Genomic DNA, 18333 nt, shown 5'->3' with positions numbered 1-18333 from the left:
GACGGGCGTGTTCGTGTTCACGTTCACCCAGAGCTCCGTGCTCGCCGGTGTGCGGGCGATCTCCGGGAACCTCGGGCTGGTGCGGGCCCTGCACTTCCCCAGAGCGTCGCTGCCGGTCTCGTTCGCGCTCCAGCAGCTCCAGCAACTGCTGTACTCGATGCTCGTGCTCGTCATCGTGCTGTGCGCGTTCCGCAGCTTCCCGGATCTCTCCTGGCTGCTGGTGATCCCGGCGCTGGTGCTGCAGTTCGTGTTCAACACCGGGCTCGCGCTGATCTTCGCGCGGATGGGCAGCAAGACACCCGACCTGGCCCAGCTGATGCCGTTCGTGCTGCGCACCTGGATGTACGCGTCCGGCGTGATGTTCAGCATCCCGGCGATGCTGGAGGGCAAGGACGTGCCCGGCTGGCTCGCCGACGTCCTGCAGTGGAACCCGGCCGCGGTCTACATGGACCTGATCCGCTTCGCGATGATCGACGGCTACGGCTCCTCGTACCTGCCCCCGCACGTGTGGGCGTTCGCGCTGGGCTGGGCGCTGCTGGCCGGCGTGATCGGGTTCGTCTACTTCTGGAAGGCAGAGGAGAGGTACGGCCGTGGCTGACACCACCGACGCGAAGATCCCCACGGTCATCGCGGACGATCTGCACATCGTCTACCGCGTCAATGGCGCGAAGACCGGCAAGGGCAGTGCCACGGCGGCGCTCAGCCGCATCGTCAAGCGGGGCGAGGAGCGGGGCGTGCGCAAGGTGCACGCCGTACGCGGGGTCTCCTTCGTCGCCTACCGGGGCGAGGCCATCGGCCTGATCGGCTCCAACGGCTCGGGCAAGTCGACCCTGCTGCGGGCCATCGCCGGGCTGCTGCCCGCCGAACGGGGCAAGGTCTACACCGACGGCCAGCCCTCCCTGCTCGGCGTCAACGCCGCCCTGATGAACGACCTCACCGGCGAACGGGAAGGGCGACTTCATCACCCTGCCGATGCGCACCTACTCCTCGGGCATGGCGGCCCGGCTGCGGTTCTCCATCGCCGCCGCCAAGGACCACGACGTCCTGATGATCGACGAGGCGCTGGCCACCGGCGACCGCAAGTTCCAGAAGCGCTCCGAGGCCCGGATCCGGGAACTGCGCAAGCAGGCCGGCACGGTGTTCCTGGTCAGCCACAACAACAAGTCGATCCGCGACACCTGCGACCGGGTCCTCTGGCTGGAGCGCGGCGAACTCCGCATGGACGGCCCGACCGACGAGGTGCTCCGGGAGTACGAGAAGTTCACCGGCAAGTAGCCCGGTGAGTCCAGGGCCCCGCCGGAACCCTCCGGCGGGGCCCGGCGTCTGCAAAGGAAGCGTCAACTCCGGCCGCCCTGTGGAATCTTGACGCCGAACGGTGTGTTGTCGTGTTGCGCGGAGACCCCCGCCGGAGCCCGCCGCGTTGTACAACGTAAGCTGGAGCGGTCCCGAAAGGCAGCAATCAGGGCCATAATGCCCGACACCATCCAACGATGCCGCCCGGCGAAAGCCTGGGCGGCGTGTCCGAAATAGTGTGCATTGGGTCAGCAGTGTAGAACGGGAGATGTGACGGCAATGGCTACGGAAACTCCCCAGGTGAACGCAGCGTGTGCCGTCCCCGCCCATGGCAGTCCGCGATGACGCCCGTGGCCGCGGCGCGCGCCGCCGACACCGAGCGCGCCACCCTCGACAAGGCCGCCGCCGAGAACTTCCCGGTGGCTCCCTTCTTCCTGCCCCGGCCGTGGCGGGCCGACCTCATGGCGGTGTACGGCTTCGCCCGTCTGGTCGATGACATCGGCGACGGTGATCTGGCCCCCGGCGGCGCGGACGCCCGACTCCTCGGAGTCGCCGACGACGAGGCCGGCGACCGGCTGGTGCTGCTGGACGCCTTCGAGGCGGACCTTCACCGGGTGTTCGACCCGGCGGGACCCGACCCGCGCCACCCGCTGCTGCGCCGGCTCCTGCCGACCGTCCGCCGCCACGGTCTGGCCCCCGATCCCTTTCTCGGCCTGATCGCCGCCAACCGCCAGGACCAGCTCGTCAAGCGGTACGAGACCTACGACGACCTGCTCGCCTACTGCGAACTGTCCGCCAACCCGGTCGGCCGGCTGGTCCTCGCCGTCACCGGCACCTCGACCCCCGAGCGGGTGCGGCGCTCCGACGACATCTGCACCGCACTCCAGATCGTCGAACACCTTCAGGACGTCGCCGAGGACCTCGGCCGCGACCGCGTCTACCTGCCGGCCACGGACATGAAACGTTTCCACGTGCGGGAGACGGACCTCGCCGCGCCCAGCGCGGGCGCGTCGGTGCGCGCCCTGGTCGCGTTCCAGGCGGAACGCGCCGGTGAGCTGCTGAATGCGGGCGCCCCCCTCGTGGGTAGCGTTCACGGCAGGCTCAGGCTGCTGCTCGCCGGGTTCGTGGCGGGAGGCAGGGCTGCCCTCCACGCGATCGCCGCCGCCGACTACGACGTACTTCCCGGCCCGCCCAAGCCCGGCAAGGTCCAGCTGCTGCGCGAGGCGGGCGTGACCCTGCGAGAAGAGGGGTGATCCGGACCGTGGAGTCGCAACCACCCACGCCCGCACCGGTACTCGCCGCCTACAGCTACTGCGAGGCCGTCACCGGACAGCAGGCACGCAACTTCGCCTACGGCATCCGGCTGCTGCCCACGCCCAAGCGGCGCGCCATGTCGGCGCTGTACGCGTTCTCCCGGCGCGTCGACGACATCGGCGACGGTCCGCTGGCGAACGACGTCAAGGTCACCCGGCTGGAGGACACCAGGGCGCTGCTCACCCGGATCCGTGACGGCGCGGTCGACGAGGACGACACCGACCCGGTCGCGGTCGCCCTCGCCCACGCCGCCGCGCACTTCCCGATCCCGCTCGGCGGCCTGGACGAACTCATCGACGGCGTCCAGATGGACGTACGCGGCGAGACCTACGAGACCTGGGACGACCTCAAGGTCTACTGCCGCTGCGTCGCGGGCGCCATCGGCCGGCTCTCGCTCGGCGTGTTCGGCGCCGAACCGGGCGCGCGCGGCGCCGAGCGCGCGTCCGAGTACGCGGACACGCTCGGCCTCGCCCTCCAGCTCACCAACATCCTGAGGGACGTCCGTGAGGACGCCGAGGGCGGGCGCACCTATCTGCCCGCGGACGACCTCGCCAAGTTCGGCTGCTCGGCCGGGTTCGCCGGGCCGACGCCACCGCAGGGGTCCGACTTCGCGGGCCTGGTGCACTTCGAGGTGCGCAGGGCCCGCGCCCTCTTCGCCGAGGGCTACCGGCTGCTCCCGCTGCTCGACCGGCGCAGCGGCGCCTGCGTCGCCGCCATGGCCGGCATCTACCGCCGCCTCCTGGACCGTATCGAGCGCGACCCCGAGGCGGTGCTGCGCGGCCGGGTCTCCCTGCCCGGGCGCGAGAAGGCGTATGTCGCGGTGCGCGGCCTGTCCGGCCTGGACACCCGGCATGTGACCCGGCGGACCGTCAGGAGGCGTGCCTGATGGACGTCCCGTACCCCGGCGGCAAACGGCGGGCAACCCTCCGCCACGGCGCCGCGTCCCCCACGAAGACGGCCGGTTCCGCACCGTCGGGGGAGGGCGCATGAGTCACGGCACACGCTCCGGAGAGCCGCGCGCGGACGCCCCCGTCCCGGCGGGACGGCACGCCGTGGTCGTCGGCGGCGGGCTGGCCGGTGTCACCGCCGCGCTCGCCCTGGCCGACGCCGGAGTCCGCGTCACCCTGCTCGAGGGCCGGCCGCGTCTGGGCGGACTCGCCTTCTCCTTCCGGCGGGGCGAACTGACCGTCGACAACGGCCAGCACGTGTATCTGCGCTGCTGCACCGCCTACCGCTGGTTCCTCGACCGGATCGGCGGGGCGGCACTGGCGCCCCTGCAGGACCGTCTCGACGTGCCCGTCGTCGACGTCGGCCGCCCCGAGGGGCGGCGGCTCGGCAGACTGCGGCGCGACGCGCTGCCCGTACCCCTGCACCTGGGGCGCGGCCTCGCCACCTATCCGCACCTGTCGCTCGCCGACCGGGCCAGGGTGGGCCGGGCCGCGCTCGCGCTGAAGGGGCTCGACCTCACCGATCCGGCCCTGGACGCCCAGGACTTCGGCAGCTGGCTGTCCGCGCACGGCCAGTCGGCACGCGCCATTGAGGCCCTCTGGGACCTGGTCGGGGTCGCCACCCTCAACGCGGTCGCGGGCGACTCGTCCCTGGCGCTCGCCGCGATGGTCTTCAAGACCGGTCTGCTCTCCGACCCCGCGGCGGCCGACATCGGGTGGGCCAGGGTGCCGCTGGGCGAACTGCACGACCGGCTCGCCCGCGAGGCGCTCGACGCCGCCGGCGTGCGCACCGAGGTCCGTACCCGGGTCACCTCCGTCGGTGCGGACGGGAACGGGGGATGGAGCGTCGGGGTTCCCGGCGAGACGATCGCGGCCGACACGGTCGTCCTCGCCGTACCGCAGCGCGAGGCGTACGACCTGCTGCCCCAAGGCGCGCTCGACGACCCCGGGCGGCTGCTCGCCATCGGCACCGCGCCCATCCTCAACATGCACGTCGTCTACGACCGCAAGGTGCTCGACGCTCCCTTCTTCGCCGCCCTCGGCACCCCCGTGCAGTGGGTCTTCGACCGCACCGACGCCTCCGGGCTGAAGCGCGGCCAGTATCTGGCGCTGTCCCAGTCGGTCGCCCACGACGACATCGACGAGCCGGTCGCCGTCCTGCGCGAGCGGTATCTGCCCGAACTGGAGCGGCTGCTGCCGCACACCCGCGAGGCCCGGGTCGAGGACTTCTTCGTCACCCGGGAGCGCACCGCCACGTTCGCTCCCGCCCCCGGCGTCGGACGCCTCAGGCCCGGCGCCCGCACCAAGGCACCCGGCCTGTACCTGGCCGGAGCGTGGACCGCCACCGGGTGGCCCGCGACCATGGAGAGCGCGGTCCGCAGCGGCGTCGGCGCGGCGGACGCCGCGCTGAACGCCCTGGGCCGCCCTCGCCCCCGCCGGCTCTTCGCACTGGAGGAGGCGGCCTGATGCTGCACGAGACCGGCGCGGCGGGATCCCGCACTCCCGGTACCGCGACAAGAGGAGAGACTGTGCCCACTGTGCCCCCGGCCTCGCAGGCCGCTCGAAGGACCGCGGTGGACGTGTCCGCGCTCCTGGAGCGCGGCCGGACCCTGGCCACGCCGGTACTGCGGGCGGCCGTCGACCGCCTGGCACCTCCCATGGACACCGTCGCCGCGTACCACTTCGGCTGGATCGACGCCCACGGCCGGCCCGCGGACGGCGACGGGGGCAAGGCCGTACGCCCCGCCCTGGCCGTGCTGTCCGCCGAGGTCACCGGGGCCGCCCCCGAGACCGGCGTACCCGGCGCGGTAGCCGTCGAACTGGTCCACAACTTCTCCCTCCTGCACGACGACCTGATGGACGGCGACGAACAGCGCCGGCACCGCGACACCGTCTGGAAGGTGCACGGCCCCGCCCAGGCCATCCTGGTCGGCGACGCCCTGTTCGCCCTGGCCAACGAGGTGCTGCTGGAACTCGGCACCGTCGAGGCGGGCCGCGCCACCCGCCGGCTGACCACCGCCAGCCGCTCCCTCATCGACGGCCAGGCCCAGGACATCTCCTACGAGCACCGCGACCGCGTCAGCGTCGAGGAGTGCCTGGAGATGGAGGGCAACAAGACCGGCGCCCTCCTCGCCTGCGCCAGCTCCATCGGAGCGGTGCTCGGCGGCGCGGACGACCGCACCGCCGACAGCCTGGAGCGGTACGGCTACCACCTCGGCCTCGCCTTCCAGGCCGTCGACGACCTCCTCGGCATCTGGGGCGACCCGGAGGCCACCGGCAAGCAGACCTGGAGCGACCTGCGCCAGCGCAAGAAGTCGCTCCCCGTGGTGGCCGCGCTCGCGGCGGGCGGCCCCGCCTCCGAGCGGCTCGGCGAGATCCTCGCCGCGGACGCCAAGAGCAGCGACTTCGCGAACTTCTCCGAGGAGGAGTTCGCGGCCCGTGCCGCCCTGATCGAGGAGGCCGGCGGCCGCGACTGGACCGCCGGGGAGGCACGCCGCCAGCACACCATCGCCATCGAGGCCCTCGACGCCGTGGACATGCCCGACCGGGTGCGGGAACAGTTCACGGCGCTTGCGGACTTCGTCGTCGTACGAAAGAGATGATCACTATCGGTCGAATAGCCCTCGCGTAGTCGCCGGCCGGTGCGGCGAGGAGAACGGCACCGGCCGACGGCGGACCCACAGCAGACACCACTCGCAGGACTGCACGAAGGGGAAGCCATGACAGCGACGACCGACGGAAGCACCGGGGCGGCCCTGCCGTTCCGCGTGACCGCGGCCAGCGACACCGACACCGAAATCCCCGAGGCGACCGGGGCACCGTCCGACGTCGCCGCCCGCGCCATGCGGCGCGCCACCGACTTCCTGCTGTCGAGGCAGGACGACCAGGGCTGGTGGAAGGGCGACCTCGAGACCAACGTCACGATGGACGCCGAGGACCTGCTGCTGCGCCAGTTCCTCGGCATCGCCGACGAGGACACCACCCGTGCCGCCGCCCTGTTCATCCGCGGCGAGCAGCGCGAGGACGGCACCTGGGCCACCTTCTTCGGCGGACCCGGCGACCTCTCCGCCACCATCGAGGCGTACGTCGCCCTGCGACTGGCCGGCGACCCGCCCGACGCCCCCCACATGGCGAGGGCCTCCGCCTGGATCAGGGAACGGGGCGGAGTCGCCGCCGCTCGCGTCTTCACCCGGATCTGGCTCGCCCTGTTCGGCTGGTGGAAGTGGGAGGACCTGCCCGAACTCCCGCCCGAACTCATCTGGTTCCCGTCCTGGCTGCCGCTCAACATCTACGACTTCGGCTGCTGGGCCCGGCAGACCATCGTGCCGCTGACGATCGTCTCCGCCAAACGGCCGGTGCGCCCCGCCCCGTTCCCGCTGGACGAACTGCACGCCGACCCACAACACCCGAACCCCGTCCGGCCGTTCGCCCCGGCCAACACCTGGGACGGCGCCTTCCAGCGCCTCGACAAAGCCCTGCACACCCTGCGCAGGGCGGTACCGCGCCGGCTGCGCGGGGCGGCCATGAACACCGCCGCCCGCTGGATCGTCGAACGCCAGGAGAACGACGGCTGCTGGGGCGGCATCCAGCCCCCCGCCGTCTACTCGGTCATCGCGCTCCACCTGCTCGGCTACGACCTCAACCACCCGGTGATGCGCGCCGGCCTGGAATCGCTGGACCGGTTCGCCGTATGGCGCGAGGACGGCGCCCGGATGATCGAGGCCTGCCAGTCCCCGGTCTGGGACACCTGCCTCGCCACCATCGCGCTCGCGGACGCCGGCCTGCCCGCCGACCACCCCCAACTCGTCAAGGCCGCCGACTGGATGCTCGGCGAGCAGATCGTACGGCCCGGCGACTGGTCCGTACGCCGCCCCCATCTCCCGCCGGGCGGCTGGGCGTTCGAGTTCCACAACGACAACTACCCCGACATCGACGACACCGCCGAGGTGGTCCTCGCGCTGCGCCGGGTCAAGCACCACGACCCCGAGCGGATGGACAACGCGATCGGGCGCGGGGTCCGCTGGAACCTCGGCATGCAGTCGAAGAACGGCGCCTGGGGCGCCTTCGACGTCGACAACACCAGCCCGTTCCCCAACCGGCTGCCCTTCTGCGACTTCGGCGAGGTCATCGACCCCCCGTCGGCCGATGTCACCGCGCACGTCGTGGAGATGCTCGCCTTCGAGGGCCTCACCCACGACCCGCGCACCCGGCGCGGCATCCAGTGGCTGCTCGCCGAACAGGAGCTCGACGGCTCCTGGTTCGGCCGCTGGGGCGTCAACTACCTCTACGGCACCGGCTCCGTGGTCCCCGCGCTGACCGCGGCCGGGTTCCCCGCCTCCCACCCGGCGATCCGCCGCGCGGTGTCCTGGCTGGAGAAGGTGCAGAACGACGACGGCGGCTGGGGCGAGGACCTGCGCTCCTACCGCCACGTCCGCGAGTGGAGCGGCCGCGGCGCCTCCACCGCCTCGCAGACCGCCTGGGCGCTGATGGCGCTGCTCGCGGCGGGGGAGAGGGAGTCCGAGGCCGTCGAACACGGGGTCCGGTGGCTCGCGGACACCCAGCGCGAGGACGGCTCCTGGGACGAGCCGTACTTCACCGGCACCGGCTTCCCCTGGGACTTCTCCATCAACTACCACCTCTACCGGCAGGTGTTCCCGCTCACCGCGCTCGGCCGGTACGTGCACGGCGACCCCTTCGCCAAGCGGCCGCCCGTGGCGAAGGCCGCCGCCGGGCAGCCGTCGCTCGCCGAGGCGAAGGGAAGCTGATGAGCCCCCGGCCCGCCCCGGCCCCGCTGCTGATCGCCTGCGCGCTCGGCATCGAGCAGTTCGCCCTGCGCAGGCGCGAGCGGGTCACCACCGGCGGACCCGTCACCGTGCTGCGTACGGGCATGGGGCCGGCGGCGGCCGAGCGGTCCGTCACCCGGATGCTCACCGATCCGGCCCTGCGCGAGGCGGCCGTCCTCGCCACGGGCTTCTGCGCCGGACTCGCCCCCGGCATGCACCCCGGCGACCTGGTCGTCGCCGAGGAGACCCGGGACCCGCGCGGCAGTGTTCCGTGCGTGGGAACCGAACTGCTGAAGAAGGAGCTGGTGCGCGCCGTGCCCGGGCGCACCGTCCACACCGGGCCGCTCACCGGCTCCGACCATGTCGTGCGCGGTCACGAACGCGCCGATCTGCTCGCGACCGGCGCGATCGCGGTCGACATGGAATCCGCCGCCACGCTTCTGAGCGCCGTGCGTGCGGGCGAGCGCCCGGTTGCGGCCGTCCGGGTGGTCGTGGACGCTCCTGAACACGAACTGGTCCGCATCGGCACGGTGCGCGGTGGAATATCGGCTTTCCGTGTCCTTCGTTCCGTACTTCCGGCTTTCTATGAATGGCACCGTTCCTTGCTGCTCCCCAGGAGGTGAGCCAGATGGCCATGCCGCTGCGTCAGTCCATCAAGGTCGCTACATACTTGGCCGAACAGAAGCTCCGCGGGCGGGAGAAGTTCCCGCTGATCGTCGAGCTGGAACCGCTCTTCGCCTGCAACCTCGCGTGCGAGGGCTGCGGGAAGATCCAGCACCCGGCCGGGGTGCTCAAGCAGCGGATGCCCGTCGCGCAGGCCGTGGGCGCCGTACTGGAGTCCGGGGCGCCGATGGTGTCCATCGCCGGCGGGGAGCCCCTGATGCACCCCCAGATCGACGAGATCGTGCGCCAGCTGGTGGCCAGGCGCAAGTACGTCTTCCTGTGCACCAACGCGATGCTGCTGCGCAAGAAGATGGACAGGTTCACTCCTTCGCGGTACTTCGCGTTCGCCGTGCACATCGACGGACTGCGCGAGCGGCACGACGAGTCCGTGGCGAAGGAGGGCGTGTTCGACGAGGCCGTGGCGGCCATCAAGGAGGCCAAGCGGCGCGGCTTCCGCGTCACCACCAACTCCACGTTCTTCAACACCGACACCCCGCAGACCATCGTCGAGGTGCTGAACTTCCTCAACGACGACCTGCGCGTGGACGAGATGATGATCTCGCCCGCCTACGCCTACGAGAAGGCCCCCGACCAGGAGCACTTCCTCGGTGTGGAGCAGACCCGGGAGCTGTTCAAGAAGGCCTTCGCGGGCGGCAACCGGGGCCGCTGGCGGCTGAACCACTCCCCGCTGTTCCTCGACTTCCTCGAGGGCAAGGTCGACTTCCCCTGCACCGCGTGGGCGATCCCGAACTACTCCCTCTTCGGCTGGCAGCGCCCCTGCTATCTGATGAGCGACGGCTATGTGCCGACGTACCGGGAACTGATCGAGGACACCGACTGGGACCGGTACGGCCGCGGCAAGGACCCGCGCTGCGACAACTGCATGGCGCACTGCGGCTACGAGCCCACCGCCGTCCTCGCCAGCCGACATCCACTTCCAGCCCAAGTACGTCTTCGCCGCGATCGAGGCCGGCTGCGCCGCGGTCCGGGTGAACCCGGGCAACATCAAGCAGTTCGACGACCGGGTGAAGGAGATCGCCCAGGCCGCCAGGGACCACGGCACCCCGATCCGCATCGGCGTGAACGCCGGCTCGCTGGACCGGCGCCTGCTCCAGAAGTACGGCAGGGCCACCCCGGAGGCGCTCGTCGAGTCGGCCCTGTGGGAGGCGTCCCTCTTCGAGGAGCACGACTTCCGCGACATCAAGATCTCCGTCAAGCACAACGACCCGGTCGTCATGATCAACGCCTATCGCCAGCTCGCCGAGCGGTGCGACTACCCGCTGCACCTCGGTGTGACCGAGGCCGGGCCGGCGTTCCAGGGCACCGTCAAGTCGGCCGTCGCGTTCGGCGCGCTGCTCAGTGAGGGCATCGGCGACACCATCCGGGTGTCGCTGTCCGCGCCGCCGGTCGAGGAGGTCAAGGTCGGCATCCAGATCCTGGAGTCGCTGAACCTCAGGCAGCGCAGGCTGGAGATCGTGTCCTGCCCGTCCTGCGGCCGCGCCCAGGTCGACGTGTACCGGCTCGCCGACGAGGTCACCGCGGGCCTGGACGGCATGGAGGTGCCGTTGCGGGTGGCCGTCATGGGCTGTGTCGTCAACGGGCCCGGTGAGGCGCGCGAGGCCGACCTCGGTGTCGCCTCCGGCAACGGCAAGGGCCAGATCTTCGTCAGGGGCGAGGTCATCAAGACCGTGCCCGAGTCGAAGATCGTCGAGACGCTGATCGAAGAGGCGATGAAGATCGCCGAGCAGATGGAGAAGGACGGCGCCGCGCCGGGGGAGCCGGCCGTCACCGTGAGCTGAACAGCACGGCATCTTCGAAGGGGGCCAGAGCGTGACGATCCTGGAGAACATCCGGCAACCACGCGACCTGAAGGCGTTGTCCGAGGCGGAACTCGGACAACTGTCCCACGAGATCAGGGAGTTCCTGGTGCAGGCGGTCGCCAGGACCGGCGGCCATCTCGGACCCAACCTGGGCGTGGTGGAACTGACCGTCGCCCTGCACCGGGTTTTCGAGTCGCCCGTCGACCGCGTCCTGTGGGACACCGGTCACCAGAGCTACGTCCACAAACTCCTGACCGGACGTCAGGACTTCTCCAAACTGCGCGGCAAGGGCGGACTCTCCGGCTACCCCTCGCGCGAGGAGTCCGAGCACGACGTCATCGAGAACAGCCACGCCTCCACCGCCCTGGGATGGGCCGACGGACTCGCCAAGGCCCGCCAGGTGCGCGGCGCGGGCGGCCATGTCGTCGCGGTGATCGGCGACGGCGCGCTCACCGGCGGCATGGCCTGGGAGGCACTGAACAACATCGCCGCCGCCAAGGACCGGCCGCTGATCGTCGTCGTCAACGACAACGAGCGCTCCTACGCCCCCACCATCGGCGGCCTCGCCAACCACCTCGCCACCCTGCGTACGACCGACGGCTACGAACGGGTGCTGGCCTGGGGCAAGGACGTACTCCAGCGCACCCCGGTGATCGGCCGCACCGTCTACGAGGCGCTGCACGGCGCGAAGAAGGGCTTCAAGGACGCCTTCGCCCCGCAGGGCCTCTTCGAGGACCTGGGCCTGAAGTACGTCGGCCCCATCGACGGACACGACATCAAGGCGGTGGAGTCCGCGCTGCGCCGCGCCAAACGCTTCCACGGCCCCGTCCTGGTCCACTGCCTCACCGAGAAGGGCCGCGGCTACGAACCCGCCCTCGCCCACGAGGAGGACCACTTCCACACCGTCGGGGTGATGGACCCCCTCACCTGCGCGCCGCTGGCACCGTCCGGCGGCCCGTCCTGGACCTCCGTGTTCGGCGAGGAGTTCGTCCGGATCGGTGAGGAGCGCGAGGACGTGGTGGCGATAACCGCCGCCATGCTGCACCCGGTCGGCCTGGGCGGCTTCGCCGAACGGTTCCCGGACCGGGTGTGGGACGTCGGCATCGCCGAGCAGCACGCGGCCGTGTCCGCGGCGGGCCTCGCGACCGGCGGCCTGCACCCGGTCGTCGCCGTCTACGCCACCTTCCTCAACCGCGCCTTCGACCAGCTGCTGATGGACGTGGCGCTGCACCGCTGCGGGGTGACCTTCGTCCTGGACCGGGCCGGTGTCACCGGCGCCGACGGGCCCTCGCACAACGGCATGTGGGACATGTCCGTCCTCCAGGTCGTCCCCGGACTGCGCATCGCCGCGCCCCGCGACGCCGACCAGCTCCGTGCCCAGCTGCGCGAGGCGGTCGCCGTCGACGACGCGCCCACCCTGCTCAGATTCCCCAAGGAGTCCGTGGGCCCGGCGATCCCCGCCCTCGACCGGGCCGGCGGCATGGATGTTCTGCACCGGACCGCCGGGGCCGAGGTGCTCCTGGTGGCCGTCGGTGTGATGGCCCCGGTCTGCCTCCAGACCGCCGGACTGCTCGAAGCACGCGGCATCCGCTGCACGGTGGTCGACCCCCGCTGGGTCAAACCCGTCGATCCCGCCCTTCCGGAACTGGCCGCCGAACACCGGATGGTGGCCGTCGTCGAGGACAACAGCCGTGCGGCAGGCGTCGGTTCGGCGGTGGCGCTGGCATTGGGCGACGCCGAAGTGGACGTACCCGTACGGCGGTTCGGCATCCCGGAGCAGTTCCTCCCGCACGCCAAGCGCGGCGAGGTGCTCGCGGACATCGGCCTCACCCCCGTCGAGATCGCCGGACGGATCAGCGCGAGCCTCGCCGTCGGGGACCATCTCGCGAAACAGTCCCAGGACCCACAGGAGCATCAGGCATGACCACCGCGGAGTCGGCGCCGGCGCCGTCCGGAACCGGAGACTTCGACCTCGGCGCACTGCTGGCCGAACGCGGAGCCGAGCGCTACGAGCTGCACAGCCGGTACCTCAACCACCAGCTCCCGCGCATGCTGCACACCATCGGCTTCGACAAGGTCTACGAGCGTGCCGAGGGCGCCCACTTCTGGGACGCCGACGGCAACGACCACCTGGACATGCTCGCCGGATTCGGGGTGATGGGCCTGGGCCGCCACCACCCCGTCGTCCGCAAGGCGCTGCACGACGTCCTGGACGCCTCCCTCGCCGACCTCACCCGCTTCGACTGCCAGCCGCTGCCCGGCCTGCTGGCCGAGCGGCTGCTCGCCCACAGCCCCCATCTGGACCGGGTGTTCTTCGGCAACAGTGGCACCGAGGCGGTCGAAGGCGCCCTGAAGTTCGCCCGGTTCGCGACCGGCAGACCGCGCGTCCTGTACTGCGAGCACGCCTTCCACGGGCTGACCACCGGCTCCCTCTCCGTCAACGGCGAGTCCGGCTTCCGGGACGGCTTCGCCCCGCTGCTGCCCGACACGGCCGTCCCCCTCGGCGACCTCGACGCGCTGGAGAGGGAGCTGCGCAGGCAGGACGTGGCGGCCCTGATCGTGGAGCCCATCCAGGGCAAGGGCGTGCACGAGTCCCCGCCCGGCTATCTGCGGGCCGCTCAGGAGCTGCTGCACCGGCACAAGGCGCTGCTGATCGCCGACGAGGTGCAGACCGGCCTCGGCCGCACCGGCGACTTCTACGCCTACCAGCACGAGCAGGGCGTCGAACCCGATCTGGTGTGCGTCGCCAAGGCGCTCTCCGGCGGCTACGTACCGGTGGGCGCCACCCTCGGCAAGGACTGGATCTTCAAGAAGGTGTACTCCTCGATGGACCGGGTGCTGGTCCACTCGGCCAGCTTCGGGGCGAACGCCCAGGCCATGGCGGCGGGCCTCGCGGTGCTGTCGGTCATGGAGAAGGAGGGGACCGTCGCCCACGCCCGGCGCACCGGCGATCTGCTGCGCACCCGGCTGGCCGCGCTGACCGACAGGTACGAGCTGCTCGCCGACGTCCGCGGCCGGGGCCTGATGATCGGCATCGAGTTCGGCCGGCCCCGCTCGCTGCGGCTGCGCTCCCGCTGGGCCATGCTCCAGGCCGCCCGCAAGGGACTCTTCGCGCAGATGGTGGTCGTACCGCTGCTGCAGCGGCACCGCATCCTCACCCAGGTCTCCGGTGACCACATGGAGGTGATCAAGCTGATTCCGCCGCTGGTCATCGACGAGGAGGACGTACAGCGGTTCGTGGACGCCTTCACCGCGGTGATGGACGACGCGCACGACGGCGGACTGGTGTGGGAGTTCGGCAGGACACTGGTGAAGCAGGCGGTCGCCGATCGCTGAAGCCGCCCGGTTTGCCACAGAGGCAAGAAACTTGCCCGCGAGGCAAATCCGGGGCTGAATGGAGGCATGAGCTCCTCCGACACAGGGCCGCCGGCCGAACCGGCCGGCGCGCTCCCCGTGGTCGCGCCACAGCTGCGCGCCCTGCGGCGACGCGCCTCCCTCACCCTGGAGGCCGCCGCCCGGGAGGCCGGTCTGTCGCCGGCCCACCTCTCCCGGCTGGAGACCGGGCAGCGCCAGCCCTCGCTGCCGATGCTGCTCTCCCTCGCCCGCATCTACGGTACGACGGTCTCCGACCTGCTCGGTGAGACGGCCGCCGACCGGGACCCCGTGGTGCGCGCGGACGACATGGAGTCCACGGAGGCCGGTGGCTGGACGTACTGGCAGGCGGGTGCCGCCGGACGCGGTATGCAGGCCCTGCGGGTCCGCGTGCCGCACGGCTCCCAGGGCGACATCGTGCGCGTCCACCCCGGCGAGGAATGGCTCTACGTCCTCAGGGGGCGGCTGCGGCTGCGCCTCGGGGACACCCTGCACCGCCTCGGCCCGGGGGACAGCGCGCACTTCGACTCGCTGACCCCGCACCGTATCGCCGCGTCCGACCCCGACGGGGTCGAGCTGCTGTTCGTCCACACCCTGCTGCAGAGTCCCACGGCCGCCCTGTGCCTGGGCCCGATCCACGGAGATACGACATGACCGGCCGTGACATGGAAGAGAAGCTCCCCCGGGCCCTGTGGGTGCGGTTGTTCGTCTACGTGGTCGTGGGGCACCTCTTCGCGGCCTTCATCTACTTCCTCTTCGAGGTGGCTCCGAAGAAGTAACCGCCCGCCCCGGCCCTCGTACCGGCCCCGGCCTCGGGCCGCGTATCAGTCGAGCAGGCGTTCACGCAGCCGCTCCCGGGCCTCGGGGGTGAGTCCGAGCCCCTTCTCCAGATACGGCTCGACCCCGCCCCAGGTCTCCTCGACCGTCTCGAAGGCCGCCGACAGATACTCCGCGCGCGCGTCGAACAGCGGGCTGAGCAGCTCCATCACCTCGGGGGAGTAGGCCGAGGCGGAGCTGCCGCTGCGCCGCACCTTGTAGCGCCGGTGCTTCTCGTTGGACTTCAGATAGTCGGCGAGGATCGCGTCGCGCTCGACACCCACCGCGAGCAGCGTCACCGCCACCGACAGCCCCGCGCGGTCCTTGCCGGCCGCGCAGTGCATCAGCGCGGGCACGCTGTCCTCGGCGAGCGAGCGCAGCACACGGGAGTGCTCGGCGGTGCGCTCCTTGACGATCAGACGGTAGGAGCTGATCATCCGGTCCGCGCCCTTGCCGTCGTCGAGGATCGAGCGCAGCTGCTCCAGATCGCCGTCGCGGACCATCTTCCAGAACTCGGCGCCGTCGGCCGGGTCGCTCAGCGGCAGGTTCACATTGCGCACGCCCGGCAGCGCGACGTCCGGCCCCTCCAGCTTCTGGTCGGCCGCGTTGCGGAAGTCGAAGACCGTGTGCAGTCCGAGGGAGGAGAGGAAGGCGGCGTCCTCGGCGGTCGCGTGCGCGAGATGCCCGCTGCGGAACAGCACCCCGTGGCGCACCCGCCGACCGTCGACGGTCGGCAGCCCGCCCACGTCGCGGAAGTTGCGCACTCCGGCCAGCTCGGGTTCGGTCGACGGCACCTGCTGCGTCACGAAGGACTCCTCCCACTCGCGGCGCCGTCGGCGGGCTCGCCGACGGGCACGCCTCGACGATACGACATGCCTGCCTGGGCCAATGAGTTGTCCACAGGCATTGCCCGGCCGCCCCCATATCCCCGATGATGTTGGTGTCTGATCGCATCTGTTCGGGTCTGTTGGAGGTTCGGGTGACGCAGGTCTCCCAAAACGGTCGTACGTGGCTCCTGTCGGGGCCGGCCAGCGCCTACGCGCTGCATCTCACCGACCGTGACGAGCTGGTGCATCTGCACTGGGGTCCGAGGATCGCGCTCGCCGACGCGGAGGCTCTCGCCACCCGTCCGATGCCGGAGCACTGCTCCTTCGAGTCCCGGCTGGACGGGCGCGAGGAGTACCCGGTCGAGGGCGGCCCGCGCTTCACCCGGCCCGCCCTGTCCGTACGCGCCGCCGACGGACGGCGCGGCACCGAGTGGACCTTCGACGGCCACGAGAGCGACGACGGCGGACTGCGCCTGCGCTTTCGCGACGGCGACCTGACCGTCACCCTGCACTACCGGATGCGCGACGACGTGATCGAACGCTGGGTGACCCTGCGCAACCGGGGCCCCGCCGTCGAACTCCTGCGCGCCGACTCCGCGACCTGGACCCTGCCCGAGCGCGAGCACTGGCGGCTGTCCCAGCTGCACGGCCGCTGGGCCGCCGAGTCCCGGCTGACCCGCGCCCCGCTCACCTATGGCGAGAAGGTCATCGGCAGCCGCCGCGGCCACACCGGGCACCACCATCTGCCCTGGGTCGCGCTCGACACCGACGCCACCGAGGAGCGCGGCGAGGTCTACGGCTGCGCGTTGGGCTGGTCCGGGTCCTGGCGGATCGGCGTCGCCCAGCTTCCCGACGCGCGCGTGCAGATCACCGGCGGCGCGGGACACGACGACTCCGGCCTGCTGATGCTGGGCACGGACGAGACGTACGTCACGCCGGTCTTCGCCGGTCTGTGGAGCGACGGCGGCTTCGGCGGCGCCAGCCGTGCCTGGCACGCCTATCAGCGGACGTATGTGATCCCGGCCGCGGACCGGGACCGGCCGGTGCTGTTCAACTCGTGGGAGGCCACCCAGTTCGACATCGCGGAGGAGCAGCAGCGGGCCCTCGCGGAGCGGGCCGCCGCGCTGGGCGTCGAGCTGTTCGTCGTCGACGACGGCTGGTTCGGGGCCCGCACGAGCGACCGGGCCGGGCTCGGCGACTGGACGCCCAACCCGGACCGCTTCCCGGGCGGTCTGAAGCCCCTCGCCGACCATGTGCACGGACTCGGGATGCGGTTCGGCATCTGGGTCGAGCCGGAGATGGTCAACCCCGACAGCGATCTCTACCGGGCGCACCCCGACTGGGTGCAGTTCCAGCAGGGCCGCCGGCGTACGGAGCTGCGCAACCAACTGGTCCTCAACCTCGCGCGGGACGACGTCCGGGAGTACCTCTGGGAACAGCTCGACGGGCTGCTCTCCAGCGCTCCCGTGGACTATGTGAAGTGGGACTTCAACCGCTCCTTCACCGACGCCGGCTGGCCGGACGACCCGTATCCGCAGCGGCTGTGGACGGACCATGTGCGTGGGCTGTACGCGCTCCTCGACCGGCTGCGGGCGGCCCATCCTGGCGTGGCCTTCGAGTCCTGCTCGGGCGGCGGCGGCCGGATCGACCTGGGCGTCCTCTCCCGTACCGACCAGGTGTGGACCTCGGACAACACCGATCCGCTCGACCGGCTCGCCATCCAGCACGGCTTCAGCCAGGTCCACCCGGCGCGGGTGATGGCGGCCTGGGTCACCGACAGCCCGAACGTGATGCTCAACGGACGGGTCAGCTCGCTGCGGTTCCGGTTCGTCAGCGCCATGGCCGGGGTGCTCGGTGTCGGCGGCGACCTCGCCCGGTGGACCGGGGAGGAGCTCGCCGAGGCGCGGGAGTGGGTCGGGCTCTACAAGGAGATCCGGCCGCTCGTCCAGCGTGGCGACCAGTACCGGCTGCGGCCCCCGGAGGGCGGGCTCAGTGCGGTGCAGTACGTCCTCGGTGACGAGACCGTCGTCCTCGCGTGCCTCCAGGCACAGCACTACGGCGAACCCGTCCCGGCGCTCCGGCTGCGCGGACTCGACCCTCAGGCGACGTACGAATGCCTCGAAACGGGTGAAACGCACCGGGGTGCCGTACTGCTGCACCACGGACTGCACACCGGGCTGCGGGGGGATCTGGACGCCACGGTGCTCCGCTTCCGCCGCCAACGATCGACCGATTAGGGCGTTCTGTCCGTTTGGGCGGCTTTGGCATAACACGCCCCGAAAGGAAGGGAGATGGGGAGGGGGTGCGTGAGCACCGTCATATTCGTGACGATGCGTTATCGCCATGTTCACGTAATTCTCTGGAGTGGCAAGGGAATTCATGAGGGAAAAGGAATCCCGGCTGACGCTGGGTGAGATCTTTTCCGTTGTTGGATCACGGAAAAACCCGCCCCCGGGGAACCCGCGCTTGTCCCCTCGCGTCCGGGTCGCTTACGTTC

14 protein-coding genes and 3 pseudogenes are annotated in these 18333 nt (G+C 71.2%); 16 read left to right on the top strand and 1 reads right to left on the bottom strand.

All coding sequences use genetic code 11. From position 1 onward, the window contains the following. The 15 genes and pseudogenes from IF28_RS0122220 to IF28_RS36490 form a co-directional block, all read left to right on the top strand. Positions 1–598: ABC transporter permease (locus IF28_RS0122220; protein WP_030223256.1), on the top strand; the 598-nt coding region annotated here is incomplete at its 5' end. Next, positions 591–1275 (top strand): annotated as a pseudogene (locus tag IF28_RS36495) (ABC transporter ATP-binding protein). The gene IF28_RS0122220 and the pseudogene IF28_RS36495, both read left to right, overlap by 8 nt. A 359-nt stretch (positions 1276–1634) precedes the next feature. Beyond that, positions 1635–2546 (top strand): squalene synthase HpnC, encoded by a 912-nt coding sequence (gene hpnC / locus IF28_RS0122210; protein ID WP_030223253.1) that lies wholly within the window; start codon positions 1635–1637, stop codon positions 2544–2546. Further along, positions 2543–3493, top strand: coding sequence for a presqualene diphosphate synthase HpnD (hpnD, locus tag IF28_RS0122205; RefSeq protein WP_030223250.1), 951 nt, complete (start codon positions 2543–2545; stop codon positions 3491–3493). Before hpnC ends, hpnD begins: the two co-directional genes overlap by 4 nt. Next, entirely contained in the window at positions 3493–3597 is a 105-nt protein-coding gene (locus IF28_RS40395; protein ID WP_369016197.1) for a DUF6380 family protein, read from the top strand. Before hpnD ends, IF28_RS40395 begins: the two co-directional genes overlap by 1 nt. Then, positions 3594–5021 (top strand): hydroxysqualene dehydroxylase HpnE, encoded by a 1428-nt coding sequence (gene hpnE, locus IF28_RS0122200; protein ID WP_030223248.1) that lies wholly within the window; start codon positions 3594–3596, stop codon positions 5019–5021. The genes IF28_RS40395 and hpnE overlap by 4 nt, the downstream gene beginning before the upstream one ends. A 71-nt stretch (positions 5022–5092) precedes the next feature. Further along, a complete protein-coding gene (locus tag IF28_RS0122195) occupies positions 5093–6157 on the top strand; it encodes a polyprenyl synthetase family protein (RefSeq protein WP_030223246.1) in 1065 nt (354 codons plus the stop codon). 117 nt (positions 6158–6274) lie between these two features. Then, the gene (gene shc / locus IF28_RS0122190) at positions 6275–8320 is read left to right on the top strand and encodes a squalene--hopene cyclase (RefSeq protein ID WP_030223244.1); all 2046 of its coding nucleotides are present in this window, start codon (positions 6275–6277) and stop codon (positions 8318–8320) included. Continuing rightward, positions 8320–8961, top strand: a complete 642-nt coding sequence (locus tag IF28_RS0122185; RefSeq protein ID WP_030223242.1) for a hypothetical protein — start codon at positions 8320–8322, stop codon at positions 8959–8961. The genes shc and IF28_RS0122185 overlap by 1 nt, the downstream gene beginning before the upstream one ends. A 5-nt stretch (positions 8962–8966) precedes the next feature. Then, positions 8967–9965, top strand: a pseudogene (hpnH, locus tag IF28_RS37935) (adenosyl-hopene transferase HpnH); the annotation flags it as partial. Next, positions 9925–10800 (top strand): annotated as a pseudogene (ispG, locus tag IF28_RS0122175) (flavodoxin-dependent (E)-4-hydroxy-3-methylbut-2-enyl-diphosphate synthase); the annotation flags it as partial. The pseudogenes hpnH and ispG, both read left to right, overlap by 41 nt. A 31-nt stretch (positions 10801–10831) precedes the next feature. Continuing rightward, a complete protein-coding gene (dxs, locus tag IF28_RS0122170) occupies positions 10832–12745 on the top strand; it encodes a 1-deoxy-D-xylulose-5-phosphate synthase (protein ID WP_030223236.1) in 1914 nt (637 codons plus the stop codon). Next, entirely contained in the window at positions 12742–14157 is a 1416-nt protein-coding gene (locus tag IF28_RS0122165) for an aspartate aminotransferase family protein (RefSeq protein WP_030223234.1), read from the top strand. Before dxs ends, IF28_RS0122165 begins: the two co-directional genes overlap by 4 nt. A gap of 66 nt (positions 14158–14223) precedes the next feature. Next, positions 14224–14847: a helix-turn-helix domain-containing protein gene (locus IF28_RS0122160; protein ID WP_030223233.1), complete on the top strand. Its 624-nt coding sequence runs from the start codon at positions 14224–14226 to the stop codon at positions 14845–14847. Next, positions 14844–14972 (top strand): DUF6126 family protein, encoded by a 129-nt coding sequence (locus tag IF28_RS36490; RefSeq protein WP_037893732.1) that lies wholly within the window; start codon positions 14844–14846, stop codon positions 14970–14972. The genes IF28_RS0122160 and IF28_RS36490 overlap by 4 nt, the downstream gene beginning before the upstream one ends. 45 nt (positions 14973–15017) lie before the next feature. Here IF28_RS36490 and IF28_RS0122150 read toward each other — a convergent pair whose 3' ends face one another. Further along, on the bottom strand, positions 15018–15815 hold the full coding sequence (locus IF28_RS0122150) for a tyrosine-protein phosphatase (protein ID WP_030223232.1): 798 nt from the start codon (positions 15813–15815) through the stop codon (positions 15018–15020). Between the two features lie 128 nt (positions 15816–15943). On the opposite strand from IF28_RS0122150, the gene IF28_RS0122145 reads away from it, so the two are divergent. Beyond that, positions 15944–18073: an alpha-galactosidase gene (locus IF28_RS0122145; protein ID WP_420713790.1), complete on the top strand. Its 2130-nt coding sequence runs from the start codon at positions 15944–15946 to the stop codon at positions 18071–18073. Positions 18074–18333: the final 260 nt, after the last annotated feature.

Origin of the sequence: Streptomyces sp. NRRL WC-3626 (assembly GCF_000718785.1) — a bacterium.
Taxonomy (GTDB): Bacteria; Actinomycetota; Actinomycetes; order Streptomycetales; family Streptomycetaceae; genus Streptomyces; species Streptomyces edwardsiae.
The sequence above is the reverse complement of the archived record's forward strand: the minus strand, read 5'-3'. Positions and strand labels throughout refer to the sequence as shown.

Bases quoted from the DNA above. Each gene is read 5' to 3' on its own strand.
- hpnC (WP_030223253.1), top strand. From the start codon at position 1,635: ATGACGCCCGTGGCCGCGGCGCGCGCCGCCGACACCGAGCGCGCCACC.
- IF28_RS40395 (WP_369016197.1), top strand. From the start codon at position 3,493: ATGGACGTCCCGTACCCCGGCGGCAAACGGCGGGCAACCCTCCGCCAC.
- hpnE (WP_030223248.1), top strand. From the start codon at position 3,594: ATGAGTCACGGCACACGCTCCGGAGAGCCGCGCGCGGACGCCCCCGTC.
- shc (WP_030223244.1), top strand. From the start codon at position 6,275: ATGACAGCGACGACCGACGGAAGCACCGGGGCGGCCCTGCCGTTCCGC.
- IF28_RS0122185 (WP_030223242.1), top strand. From the start codon at position 8,320: ATGAGCCCCCGGCCCGCCCCGGCCCCGCTGCTGATCGCCTGCGCGCTC.
- IF28_RS0122165 (WP_030223234.1), top strand. From the start codon at position 12,742: ATGACCACCGCGGAGTCGGCGCCGGCGCCGTCCGGAACCGGAGACTTC.
- IF28_RS0122160 (WP_030223233.1), top strand. From the start codon at position 14,224: ATGAGCTCCTCCGACACAGGGCCGCCGGCCGAACCGGCCGGCGCGCTC.
- IF28_RS36490 (WP_037893732.1), top strand. From the start codon at position 14,844: ATGACCGGCCGTGACATGGAAGAGAAGCTCCCCCGGGCCCTGTGGGTG.
- IF28_RS0122145 (WP_420713790.1), top strand. From the start codon at position 15,944: ATGTTGGTGTCTGATCGCATCTGTTCGGGTCTGTTGGAGGTTCGGGTG.